The 12,382-nt window shown below is 67.3% G+C and carries 12 protein-coding genes; 6 read left to right on the forward strand and 6 right to left on the reverse strand.

All coding sequences use genetic code 11. The features are described 5' to 3' along the window. Positions 1-15 precede the first annotated feature (15 nt). From ABQE89_RS00965 to ABQE89_RS00980, 4 genes are all read left to right on the forward strand, one after another. Positions 16-669, forward strand: a complete 654-nt coding sequence (locus ABQE89_RS00965; RefSeq protein ID WP_448413194.1) for a SatD family protein — start codon at positions 16-18, stop codon at positions 667-669. Further along, positions 666-1,391 (forward strand): hypothetical protein, encoded by a 726-nt coding sequence (locus ABQE89_RS00970; protein ID WP_448413196.1) that lies wholly within the window; start codon positions 666-668, stop codon positions 1,389-1,391. The genes ABQE89_RS00965 and ABQE89_RS00970 overlap by 4 nt, the downstream gene beginning before the upstream one ends. Positions 1,392-1,448: 57 nt before the next feature. Then, entirely contained in the window at positions 1,449-2,564 is a 1,116-nt protein-coding gene (locus ABQE89_RS00975) for an NDMA-dependent alcohol dehydrogenase (protein ID WP_448413198.1), read from the forward strand. 73 nt (positions 2,565-2,637) lie between these two features. Beyond that, positions 2,638-3,273 carry a TetR/AcrR family transcriptional regulator gene (locus tag ABQE89_RS00980; protein ID WP_448413200.1) on the forward strand — a complete coding sequence of 212 codons (636 nt, stop codon included), beginning with the start codon at positions 2,638-2,640 and terminating at the stop codon, positions 3,271-3,273. Here the strand turns inward: ABQE89_RS00980 and ABQE89_RS00985 are convergent. Further along, positions 3,264-4,412, reverse strand: a complete 1,149-nt coding sequence (locus tag ABQE89_RS00985) for an epoxide hydrolase family protein (RefSeq protein WP_448413202.1) — start codon at positions 4,410-4,412, stop codon at positions 3,264-3,266. The genes ABQE89_RS00980 and ABQE89_RS00985 overlap by 10 nt on opposite strands. A gap of 107 nt (positions 4,413-4,519) precedes the next feature. Here ABQE89_RS00985 and ABQE89_RS00990 point away from each other — a divergent pair, with 107 nt between their 5' ends. Beyond that, entirely contained in the window at positions 4,520-5,602 is a 1,083-nt protein-coding gene (locus ABQE89_RS00990; RefSeq protein WP_448413204.1) for a phosphotransferase family protein, read from the forward strand. Beyond that, positions 5,599-6,762, forward strand: a complete 1,164-nt coding sequence (locus tag ABQE89_RS00995; protein ID WP_448413206.1) for an Rv3169 family protein — start codon at positions 5,599-5,601, stop codon at positions 6,760-6,762. Before ABQE89_RS00990 ends, ABQE89_RS00995 begins: the two co-directional genes overlap by 4 nt. Here ABQE89_RS00995 and ABQE89_RS01000 read toward each other — a convergent pair. The 5 genes from ABQE89_RS01000 to fadA6 all read right to left on the reverse strand — a co-directional run bounded on the left by ABQE89_RS01000 (position 6,757) and on the right by fadA6 (position 12,382). After that, positions 6,757-7,206, reverse strand: a complete 450-nt coding sequence (locus ABQE89_RS01000) for a nuclear transport factor 2 family protein (protein WP_448413208.1) — start codon at positions 7,204-7,206, stop codon at positions 6,757-6,759. The two genes, ABQE89_RS00995 and ABQE89_RS01000, sit on opposite strands and share 6 nt — an antisense overlap. A 12-nt stretch (positions 7,207-7,218) precedes the next feature. Further along, positions 7,219-8,673 (reverse strand): aldehyde dehydrogenase family protein, encoded by a 1,455-nt coding sequence (locus tag ABQE89_RS01005; RefSeq protein WP_448413554.1) that lies wholly within the window; start codon positions 8,671-8,673, stop codon positions 7,219-7,221. A 9-nt stretch (positions 8,674-8,682) separates the two neighbouring features. After that, positions 8,683-9,915 carry a cytochrome P450 gene (locus ABQE89_RS01010; RefSeq protein ID WP_448413211.1) on the reverse strand — a complete coding sequence of 411 codons (1,233 nt, stop codon included), beginning with the start codon at positions 9,913-9,915 and terminating at the stop codon, positions 8,683-8,685. After that, positions 9,912-11,087 carry an NDMA-dependent alcohol dehydrogenase gene (locus ABQE89_RS01015; protein WP_448413213.1) on the reverse strand — a complete coding sequence of 392 codons (1,176 nt, stop codon included), beginning with the start codon at positions 11,085-11,087 and terminating at the stop codon, positions 9,912-9,914. Before ABQE89_RS01015 ends, ABQE89_RS01010 begins: the two co-directional genes overlap by 4 nt. Before the next feature lie 116 nt (positions 11,088-11,203). Continuing rightward, positions 11,204-12,382, reverse strand: a complete 1,179-nt coding sequence (fadA6, locus tag ABQE89_RS01020) for a steroid 3-ketoacyl-CoA thiolase FadA6 (RefSeq protein ID WP_448413215.1) — start codon at positions 12,380-12,382, stop codon at positions 11,204-11,206.

The following is a 12,382-nucleotide window of genomic DNA, read 5'->3' on the forward strand; positions in this document are numbered from 1 at the left end:
AGCTATAATCTTCATATGATGGCGATGAAGGGTAGACCTTCATCCAGGGTGTGCGCGACGCTGATCGGCGACGTGGTCGGCTCGCGCATGGCCGCCGACCGCAGCGCTGCCCACCGCGCGCTGAACCGGGCGCTGCGCACGGTCGCCGCCGATGCACTGAACCCACCGGCGTTCACCGTCGGCGACGAGTTCCAGGGCAGTTACCCGAGCGTCGGCACGGCGATCGACGCGGCGCTCGCGGTGCGGCTCGCGGTCGCCCCCGGCCTCGACGTCCGGTTCGGGATCGGCTGGGGGGCGGTGACCGTCCTCGACGCGGACACGGGCATCCAGGACGGGCCGGGTTGGTGGGCCGCCCGCGAGGCGATCGAATGGACCGCGTCGGCCCAGCGGCAATCGGGGCTGGCGCTGGTGCGCACGTCGTTTCGGTCCGGCAGCGTTGACCGCGGTGATGTCGACGCGGTCAACGCGGCACTGATCTGTCGGGATCATCTGCTTGGATCTCTGGACAGTCGATCGTTACGCATTGTGAAGGGCCTGTTGACCGACCAGACCAAGAAGGACATCGCCGCCGCCGAGGACATCAGCGCCTCGGCGGTCTCCCAGCGCGCCGGCCGCGACGGCCTGGACCTGATCGTGGTGGCCTCGCGATATCTCAGGAACGTTCCGTGAGTGCACTGGCGGTCATGCTGATCGCGGTGGGGATCGCCGACCTAGGCGGCCGGCTGACCCGGCGGCTGTGGGTGCCCGTCACGATCGTTCCGACGGTGGTCGTCGGCTGCGCGGCCCTCGCGGGGTTGTGGCACGCGGGCGACATCGTGCTGCTGGCGGGGGCGACGGCGGGCGGCGTGGCCTGGGTCGTACTCTACGCCCGCACCGAGCGGACGGGCGCGGGCCAACTCGGGCCGCTGACGGTGTTCGGGACGGCGGTGGCCATGCTGATCGTGTTGTCGGGACTGGGTTCTGACGTCGGCGGGCTGGTGCAGCGGTGGCCGTCGTGGGTGGATATCGCGGTGGATCCAGACCGGCTGCTGATGGTCGCGGGGGTGGCGCTGCTACAGGTGGTCACCGGCAACCAGTTGGTGCGGTTGGTGCTCGGGTCCGTCGGGGCGATCAAACCCGAGGGCCAACCGCAGCCGTCGGACAAACTCAAGGGCGGCCGTCTGCTCGGCCCGATGGAACGGCTGCTGATCCTCGGTCTGGGCCTGGCCGGCCAACTGGCGGCGGCCACCGCCGTCGTCGCGGCCAAGAGCATCATCCGGTTCCCGGAGATCAACGCCCAGAAGGCCCGGGAGAACGGGAACTTCGGAATCGACGCGATCACCGAATACTTCCTCGTCGGCAGCTTCGCGAGCTGGATCGTGGCGCTCGGCGGCCTGGCGTTGACGCTCTGAGCCCCCAACCCGGCGAATCCGATCCGAGCCGGCCGACATCGGCCTAGGGTGCTGCCCATGAAAACCAACGCCGCTGTGCTGTGGGGGCTCAACGAGCCGTGGACCATCGAGGAGGTCGACCTCGACGGGCCCAAGGACGGCGAGGTGCTGATCTCCTTCGAGGCGACCGGGTTGTGCCACTCCGACCACCATGTCCGCACCGGCGACCTGGCCGGGGTGACGCTGCCGATGATCGGCGGGCACGAAGGCGCGGGCACCGTGCAGGAGGTCGGGCCCGGCGTGCGCGATCTCAAACCGGGCGACCACGTCGTCACCTCGTTCCTACCGGCCTGCGGGCGCTGCCGGTGGTGTGCCAGCGGCCATCAGAACCTGTGCGACCTCGGCGCGCTGATCCTGCTGGGGGTGCAGGCCGACGGCTCCTACCGGCGCCGCGTCAACGGCAAGGACGTCGGCATCATGGCCGGCGTCGGCAGCTTCTCCCAGTACGGCACCCTGTCGGAGGCATCGGTCATCAAGGTCGACGACGACCTGCCGCTGTCGCGGGCCTGCCTGCTGGGCTGTGGGGTGATGACCGGGTGGGGGTCGGCCGTCAACACCGCCGACGTCAGCCCGGGCGACACGGTGGTGGTGATCGGCTGCGGCGGCATCGGCAGCGGCGCCATCCAGGGCGCCCGGCTGGCGGGTGCCGAGCACATCGTCGCCGTCGATCTCGTCGAGGCCAAGCGCGACAAGGCTTTAGAGTTCGGCGCCACACATTTTTTGACCTCGCTGGCCGAAGCCACGGAGCTCGTCACCGACCTGACGCGCGGTGTGATGGCCGACTCCGCGCTGTTGACCGTCGGCGTGCTCGAGGGCGCGATGATCAACGATGCGCTCAATATCGTCCGCAAGGGCGGCGCGGTGGTGATGACCGCGCTTGCCTCGATGGCCGAGACCACCGCGGTGCTGCCGATGGCGTTCGTCACGCTGTACCAGAAGCGGCTGCTGGGCAGTTTGTACGGCGAGGCGAACCCGCGCGCGGACATTCCCCGGTTGCTGAGCCTCTACCGCGAGGGCAAGCTGCTGCTCGACGAGACCGTCACCGCCGAGTACAAGCTCAGCGACATCAACGAGGGTTACGACGACATGCTCTCCGGGCGCAACATCCGCGGGGTCGTCATCCACGACCACTGACCACGTCAGTGCCACTAACAAGCCACTGACATTTCGCCGAACCGAACCGGCCGCGTTCAGTAAACTGTCCGCCATGGATGCGCCGGAGCGCGAGGGCGTCAGGGAGCGATTGCTCAAATCGGCGCACGAGTTGTTCACCGACCTCGGCTACCGCGCGACGACCACCAAGGAGATCGCCGCCAGGGCTCAGGTCGCCGAGCTCACGCTGTTCCGGCACTTCGGATCCAAGGTCGAGATCTTCGAGGCCAGCGTGCTGACCCCGCTCAAGCGCTACATCACGCAATGGAGCCAATCGTGGGTCGACTTCTCCAGCGGCGCCACACTCGAGCAGATGGCCACCCAGCTTGTCGAGGGCCTGTACACGTTGATCCGGCAAGACCACCGGATCTTTCAGGAACTGATCTCGGCACGCTCCGATCCGCGCAGCGACCTGTATCCGGCCGCGGTCGCGGTCAGCGCGGAGCTTCGCAAGGGTCTGCGCGCGGTCCATGACGCGTCGTTCGACGTGGCCAACAAGTACGGTCTGCCCGCCGACGACAAGCCCGCCACCATCGGCGCGGTGGCCGCGATGATCATCGGATCGGTGGTACTAGAGGACTGGGTCTACCCGTCTCAGCGGCGTATTCCCGGCCGTGACAGGATGATTCGGGAGTTGATCCGGCTCATCATCGACGGCACCACCCACCGCGACGCCGATGGTCATCGGTGAGCCGAGAAGAACGTCCGGACGTCGTCGACGAAGAGCTGCGGCTGTTCCAGCGCGCCGAAGTGGCCACCGCGGGGCATCTCGGTCCAGTGGGTGACGTTGTAGGCGGCCTCACACCACGACCGCGGCGACTGGATGATCTCGGCGGGAAAGACCGCCACGCCGGTCGGCAGCTCGACGCGTCCGGCCCCGTCCGCGCCCGCGAAGCTCTCCCAGTACAACCGGGCCGAAGACGTCGCGGAGCCGGTGATCCAGTACAGCGTCACGTTGTCCAGAAGCTCGTCGCGGCTCACGGCGTTCTCCGGATGCCCGCCGCAGTCCGTCCACGCCGCGAACTTCTCCACGATCCAAGCCATCTGCCCGGCGGGTGAATCGGTGAGCCCGTAGCCCAGCGTCTGCGGCCGGGTGGACTGCTGCTTGGCATACCCGGACTCCCACTTGTCGTAGTAGCCGAGTCGTGCGAGCGCCTGCTGCTCGGTGGCCGACAGTTCGCCGAGACCACCGTCGGGCGGCCCCGCGATCGGCATGTTGGTGTGGATGGCCACGCAGTGGCCCCGATTACGGCCGATCTGCGTGGTCACCATCGCACCCCAGTCGCCGCCCTGGGCGACATAACGCCGGTAACCGAGCCGCACCATCAGCGCGTCCCAGGCCTCGGCGATCCTGTCGATACCCCATCCCGTGGCGGTCGGCTTCCCGGAGAAGCCGTAGCCGGGCAGCGACGGGCACACCACGTGGAAGGCGTCCTCGGGCTTACCGCCGTGCGCCGTCGGATCCACCAGCGGTTCGATCACCTTGGCGAACTCGAACACCGACCCGGGCCACCCGTGTGTGATGAGCAGCGGAATCGCGTCGTCGTGCGCCGACCGGTGGTGAATGAAATGGATGTCGATGCCGTCGATCTCGGTGACGAACTGGGGCAGCCGATTCAGCCTCGCCTCGCGCTCGCCCCAGTCGTACCCGTCGGCCCAGTAGGCGGCGAGTTCTGAGGCATAACTCAGGGGCAGCCCCTGGCTCCAGTCGTCGACACATTCGGGGTCGGGCCAGCGGGTGTTGCGCAGCCGGGCGCGCAGATCCTCGAGGTCGGCCTCGGGTACCGAGATCGAGAACGGACGGACGTCATCGGTACCGGTGAGTGACACTTACTCATTATGTGAGTGGCACTGACACTAAATCAAGAGTTCTATTGCATTCGAACCTCCCGGGTGCCTACCATCCAGGTCGACGCGACGAGCGAAGGCAGGCCGAAATGTCAACCGTCAGTAGCGCCGATCGCGACTGGGACGCCGTATTGAGCGGCTTTCGCCGGTGGCTCACCCAACACTGGCCCGATGCCGAGTCGATCTCGGTGAGCATGGCCGAAGCGGTGCGCACGAACGGGTTCTCCAGTGAAAGCGCGCTGCTCGACGTGTCCTGGCGTGCTCCGGACGGGCCCACCTCGCGCGGACTGGTGCTGCGGCTACCGCCCGCCGGCGAGGGCGTGTTCCCGGAATACGATCTCATCCGGCAGGCCCGCACCATGGAACTCGCGCGCAATCACGGGGTGCCCGCGCCGGAAGTCGTCGCGGTCGAAGACGATCCCGACTATGTCGGAAGCACTTTCATCGCCATGGATCTGGTGCCCGGCCGCATCCCGGCCGACGAGGCCCCCCAGTACTGCGTGGCGGGCTGGCTCTACGAGGCGGCACCGGACCGGCAGCGCGAGTTCTACGTCAACTTCCACGACACTCTCGCCGACATCGGTGCCATCACCGACCGCGACGGCGAACTGTCGTTCCTGTACCGACCGAAGGGCGCGGGGTTGGCCGGTGAGCTCGCATGGTGGACCGACTACCTTGCCTGGGCCACCGACAATTCGCCGCCGGCGGAGATGACCGACGTGGCCACCTGGCTTGCCGACCATCTGCCCGATCCCGAGCCACCCCCCGCGCTGATCTGGGGCGACGCCCGCTTCGGCAACATGATCGTCGACGACTCATTCGGCATGCGGGCGGTCTTGGACTGGGAGATGGCCAGCGTCGGCCCTGCCGAGGTCGACCTCGGTTGGTCGTTCGCGATCCGCCGCTCGATCCAACTGGGTAACGGGCTACCACTGGACGCCGAGCTGCCCGGCTTCTGTGACCGCGCGCAGACCCTCGACCGGTACGCCGCGCGGATCGGCCGGCCCGTCCAGTCACTGGACTGGTACGAGGTCTTCGCGATGCTGCGGATGGGCGCGGTCCTCAAATCGCTGTCACGGCTTCTGCACCAGCGCGGCGTCACCGACCACATCGTGCACACCATCCCGCCGCTGCAGGACTGGATCTACGACCTGATGAAAGGTGCTCCATGACCTACACCGGCCCGTTGGTGCCCGCAGACGATCATCTCAACCATCAGATCGCGGACACCTTCGCGACGGTCTCCCAGACCGATCGTGCGTGGACCGAGAAGGTGGCCGCCTCGGCGTACGGCACCGACGGCGCGCTGCACATGTTCTTCGGCCTGGGCAAGTACACCAACCGCGGTGTGATCGACGCGTTCGGCGGGGTCAGCCGCGGCACCGACCAGTGGACGGTACGCGCCAGCCGGGAACTGACGCCGGTCATCGACGCCGCATCGGTGGGACCGCTGCACTACGAGATCATCGAGCCGATGAATCAGGTGCGGTTCGCGCTCGACGAGAACGACATCGTGCCGATCAGCTTCGAGTGGACCTTCACCAAGATCGTGCCGCCGGTGATGGAGAACCGGGAGCAGCATCGCTCGCTGGGCGGCACCCGACTGGACGCCGACCTGGTGCGCTATCACCAGATCGGCACGGCCCGCGGCTGGGTGGAGGTGGACGGTGAGCGAACCGAATTCGACGACTCGACATGGGTTTCGACGCGCGACCACTCATGGGGGGTGCGCTACTTCGTCGGCCATCCACCCACCGACATCCCCCCGGCTCCGCAGCCCGGCGATGCGTCCAATCACATGATCTGGATGCCCGCGGTGATGCGCAACAGCGACGGTTCGCCCTACGGTCTTCATCTCTACTATCAGGCCAGCACGTCGGAGGCGGTGGGCTCGTCGCTTCAGGTCCAGGGCGGTATCGAGCACCCCGACGGTCGGCGAGACGCCGTCGTCGCCGCCGTCCCCGACCTGAAGTACCGGCCGGACAATCGTCGCCTCGTCGGCGGCACGATCGCGCTGACGCTGGCCAGTGGACAGACCCGGGAGATCTCCGTGAAGCCGATGTCGGACACCGGCTTTCACCTCGGCACCGGGCTGTACTTCGGTTTCGAGGGTGATATCCACGGGGTGTGGCACGGGCCGCTGCACGTCACCGGAGAGCACATCGCGAACTGCGACGACCCGCAGGTGGCGCGGCGCATCCATCAATTGCGCGACGCGGTGGTTGAAGTCGTCGACCACAGCACCGGAGCCCGCGGATGCGGCAACGCCCAGACGATGGTGATCGGTGCACCCGCGGGTCTCGGCATGGACGCCGAGTCGTCGTTCCTATGATGCCGTGAGCGGGAATGCCTGCCCCGCAGGAACTGTGGTGTCCAAATACAGGATCGAGTAGCGCCGCTTGGTGAACACCCAGCCGTCGCCGTCGCGGCGAAGCTCGTCCTCGTAGAGCGCACGGACCTCCATCGCGGGCAGTCCCGGTCCGGCGCCCTCCATGGCCCGGCCCACCTCGTGTACCGTGGACCGGCTCGACGCGGTGTCGCCGGTCACCGAAACGACGATGTTGGCCGCGGTGAACACGAAGAAGTCCAGTCGCGCGATCTCTGAGCTCAACTCGGCGACGATCGCGTCCCTACCCTCGACGCGCCGGTCCACGGGTGGGCCCACGATCCACACCGCCTCCGGCGCGTACATCGCTCCGTATGCCGCCGCGTCACGGCGGGTGACCGCGTCCGCGTAGGCCTCGATGACTCGGCGAACCGCGAGCTCGTCTTGCATTGGCAACCTTTCCTAGAGGGCGATCCAGACGTTCTTCGGCCGGGTGAACTCCCGGATACCGTCCCGGCCGCCGATTCGGCCGTGGCCGCTCTGCTTCACCCCACCGAACGGCGCCGACGGAGGTATTCCGAAAAAGCCGTTCACCCAGACGTTTCCGACGGTCAGCTGGGCGGCAATCCGGTGGGTGCGCTGCAGGTCTGAGCTCCAGATATAGGCGGCCAGCCCGTAAGGGGTGTCGTTCGCGAGCCGAACGGCGTCGTCGGTGTCGCTGAACGAAAGAATCGACAGCACCGGGCCGAACACCTCGTTCTGCGCCAGGTAGGAGGCGTTGTCGACGTCGGCGAACACCGTCGGGGCGATGAAGTAGCCGTCAGACAGGTCACCGGCGAGCCGGGTGCCACCGGTGACCAGCCGGCAGTCCTCGCGGGCCTGCTCGATCATCCCCATGATCCGGTCCGCGGCCGCGGCACTGACCACCGGGCCCATCGCGGTGGCGGGATCAAGCGGATCGCCCACGGTGACGTGGCCGAGGAAGTTCGCCGCCATCTCCACCACGTCGTCGTACACGGAGTCCTCGACGATCACCCGGGTGCCGCACAGGCAGGTCTGGCCCGAGAGTTGGACCAGTCCGCCGACCGCTTGCTGCACTGCGGCGGGCAGGTCGGCGTCGGCGAAGATGAGGTTCGCGCTCTTGCCGCCGAGTTCGAGCGACACCGGGGTGAGGTGTTGTTGTGCGCCCGCCAACACGTGCCGCGCGGTGGCCCCGCTGCCGGTGAAGTGCAGCTTGTCGATCCCGGGGTGACGGGTCAACGCCTCGCCGGCCTCCGGTCCGCCGGGCACCACGCTGACCACTCCGGCCGGAATGCCCGCCTGCGTCAACAGTTCTCCGAACCGCAGGCTGGTCCACGGCGTCAGTTCGGGCGGCTTGAGCACCACGCAGTTGCCGGCGGCCAGCGCGGGCGCCACCACCATGCCGATCGAGGCCAGTGGGCCGTTCCACGGAATAATCACGCCCACAACGCCGTACGGTTCTTCCACGGTGTAGTCGAGCGACGGCATCGGCCAGGTGGGCTCGACGGTGCCGCCGATCTTGTCGGCCCAGCCCGCGTTGTACTCGAACAGGTCGGCCGTCACCGCGGGGCTGTGCGCGGCCAGCGCGATCGGCATTCCGTTCTCCACCACGCTCATCAGGCTGAGCTCTTCGGCGTTGTCGCGCACCAGTTGGGCCACCCGCAGCAGCAATCGGCGTCGCTCGTCGCGCGGCATCGCGGTCCAGTGCGGCACTGCGGCGCGCGCGGCACTCACCGCGCGGTCGATCTCGGCTGCGCCCGCGACCGGGAACTGCCGGGTGAGTTGGCCGGTCGCGGCATAGCGGTGCTCGCGCGTGCCGCCGGTCGAAGTCGCCAACCGCTGGTCACCGATCAGTAGGCCCGGCTCCGGAAAGATGTCGACCGGCGGGCTTTTCATCGTCACCGTCTACCCCTTGAACTCGATGGGAAGGTGCTCGTAGACGTTCATGTTCAGCGTCAGGTTCGGGTTGGTGACCGTCAGCTCTCCGATAGTGAAATCGACTGGCCGGGTGAGCAGTTCGTCGAGTGCCGCGCGGATCTCGGCGCGCGCCAACATCGCCCCAAGACAGTAGTGCGGGCCGCCGCCGCCGAAGGTCACGTGCGGGTTGTCGGCACGGGTGATGTCGAACTTGAACGGGTCGGGGAACACCTCTTCGTCGCGGTTGCCCGATGCCAGCACCGACATGACCCGTTTGCCCGCCGGAATGTGCTCACCGTCCATCTCGATGTCGACCTTGGTGCCCCGCACCCAGAAGGCCACCGGCGAGGTCCAGCGCAGCACCTCCTCGACCGCCGAGGCGCGCGTCGACTCGTCGCGGCGGTACAGATCGAGTTGGTCGGGGTTCTCCAGAAACGCCTTCAGGCAGGCGGTCAGCGCATTCTTCGTGGTGTCGGCCCCGGCCAGGCTCAGGATGAAGAAGAAGACCTCGAGTTCCATCTGCTCCAACGCATATTGCCGGCCGGCGTCGTCGGTGGCCACCGCGGTGGCCAGAGTGCTCCAGATGTCGTCGACGGGATTGCGCCGCTTCTCGGCGGTCAGTGCCGTGGCGTATTCGAAGATCTCCATGTAGATCGCGGGCTCGTCTTCGGGTTTCACACCCGAATTGGGCGCCTTGGTCATCAGGATCTTGTCCACGAGGTTGAAGACCCGGGGCCGGTCGGCGTCCGGAATCCCCACGATGTCACCGATCACGGTCATCGGCAGGTGGCCGGCGACCTGGGTGACCCAGTCACCTCCGCCCGCCGCGTGGAGTTCGTCGACCATCTTCTTGGCCCGCCTGCGGATGCCCTCTTCGAGTTTGGCGACGGCCCGCGGCGTGAACGCGCCGCTGAGGATCTTGCGCCGCTTGTTCACATCCGGCGGGTCCATGTTGATGATGCTCGGGTATGACGAGAAGGTGTCCAGCGGTTGGATCAGCGGCCCCTCCGACGCGGTGAAGCTGTCGGTGTCGCGGTGCAGACGCACGCAGTGCCGGTGTTTGGTGGTGACCCAGAATTCCCGCTGCACCTGTTCTTCCACGCGGGGAGTGAACGCGTGGTGAAAGACCGGCGACTCGGCACGTAGCCGGGTGAACAACTCGTGCGGGAATCCGTTGGCCCAGAACGCCGGATCGGACAGGTCTACCGTTGCCGTGGTCACGCCCCTACCTCCTGATCGGTGCCGTCGAAGACGATGACTCCGCGCACGTTTCGGTCGCTGCGCAGATCCTCGTAACCCTCGTTGATCTGGTCGAGGGTGTAGGTCTTGGTGATCATCTCGTCGAGTTTGAGTTGGCCCGACCGATACAGGTCCAGCAGCATCGGCACATCCGAGCGCGGGTTCATCGATCCGAGGATCGTTCCGCACAGGGTCTTGTTCATCAGCGTGAAGTCCTGCATGTTGAAGTCGATCGACGTCAAGGTCTGCGGTGACATCCCGGTGATGACACAGGTGCCGCCCTTGCGGGTCATCGCCAGCCCCGCGGCCGGAGTCTCCTGATACACCAGCGACGGCGAGACCACAACGGCGTCGGCCATCACGCCGCGGGTGAGGTCACGGACCAACTCGATGGCCTCGTCGGCGGACGCGGCGGTGTGGGTGGCACCGAACTTCAGCGCGCAGGTGCGCTTGAACTCGCTGGGGTCGACGGCGACTATGTGTCGGGCGCCCTGGATCCGGGCCGCCTGCAGCGCGCTCGTGCCGATACCGCCGCAGCCGATCACCACCGCGGTGTCCCCGCCGCGGACGTTGGCTCGGTTGGCCATCGACCCGAAGCCGGTGGGCACCGCGCAGGACACCAGGGCCGCGGTGGCCAGCGGGATGTCGGGGTCGATCTTCACCAGCGAGGTCTCGGCGACCACGGTGTGCTCGGCGAAGGCGCCCACCTTGGACAGGTGTCCGAGCCCCTGACCGGACAGGGTGTGGTGGCGGAACGTGCCATCGGTCGGCATACCGGGGACCATCGTCATCGACCCCGAGTCGCACAGGTACTGCGCACCCGACGAACACCACCGGCATTTGCCGCAGGTCGCGACGAACGACATCACCACGTGGTCACCCGGTGCGAAATCGGTGACGCCCTCCCCGACCTCCTGCACGACGGCCGAGCCCTCGTGACCGCCGATGAGCGGGAACATCTCCGGCAGGCCCAAGTCCCGCATCACGTCGTTGGGCGCGGACAGATCGCCCTGGAGGATGTGGTCGTCGGTATGGCACATGCCGGCCGCGACGTTCTTGATCAGCACCTCGCCGGCCCGCGGGGGATCCAGTTCGAATTCCTCCACCGACCACGGTTTGCCGACTCCGTGCAGGATGGCGCCTCGTGTCCGCATCCGGTCCCCAATCTCCTGGTGCGACGCCGCCTCAGACGAGCAGCGTTGTATGTGTCACTTACACAGTATGTATGTGACACTCACACCAAATCAAGAGATTGGCGACTCTATCCCGGCTAGAGGCGTTCGATGATCGTGACGTTGGCGGTGCCGCCGCCCTCGCACATCGTCTGAAGACCGTAGCGACCGCCGGTGCGCTCCAACGTGTTCAGCATCGTGGCGAACAGCTTCGCGCCCGTCGCGCCGAGCGGATGACCGAGTGCGATCGCGCCGCCGCTCGGGTTGACCTTCGCGGGATCGGCCTTGATCTCCTTCAGCCACGCCATCACCACCGGGGCGAAGGCTTCGTTGATCTCCACGGTGTCGATGTCGTCGATCGACAGCCCCGTCTTCTCCAGCGCATAGCGCGTCGCGGGGATGGGCCCGGTCAACATGAACACCGGGTCCGCGCCGCGGGCACTGATGTGGTGAATGCGCGCGCGCGGCTTGAGGCCGTGCTCGGAGACCGCCTTCTCGGAGGCCAGCAGCACCGCGCTGGCGCCGTCGGAGATCTGGCTGGCCATCGCCGCGGTCAACCGGCCGCCCTCGGTCAGGGTCTTGAGCCCGGCCATCTTCTCCAGCGAGGTGTCGCGCGGGCCCTCGTCGGTGACGAACGTGGCGCCCTCCACCTCGATACCGAAGATCTCGTTCTCGAAGTAGCCGGCGCGGATCGCCTCCTGCGCCCGCTGGTGGCTGGTGAGCGAGAACTCCTCCATCTCCTCGCGCGAGATACCCCACTTCTCGGCGATCAACTCCGCGCCGCGGAACTGGGAGATCTCCTGGTCGCCGTAGCGGTGCAGCCAATCCTTCGATTCGTTGGTGGGCGAGGTGAATCCGAACTGCTCGGCGACGAGCATCGCCGACGAGATCGGGATCTGGCTCATGTTCTGCATGCCGCCCGCGACGATCAGATCCGCGGTGCCGGACATCACGGCCTGTGCGCCGAACGAAATCGCCTGCTGACTGGATCCGCACTGGCGGTCCACGGTGACCCCGGGGACCTCCTCCGGAAAGCCCGCCGCCAGCCAGGAGTTCCTCGCGATGTTGCCGGCCTGCGGCCCGATGGTGTCCAGACAGCCCGCGATCACGTCGTCGACGGCACCCGGGTCGACGTCGACCCGGTCGAACAGCGCGCGCCATGCGGCCGCACCGAGGTCGACGGGGTGCACGCCGGCCAGCGACCCGTTGCGCTTGCCGACCGCGCTGCGCACCGCCTCGATGACGTACGCCTGCGAAAGTCCGTTGGTTCCAGCCAT

The sequence above is a fragment of the Mycolicibacterium sp. XJ1819 genome (genome assembly GCF_053483675.1).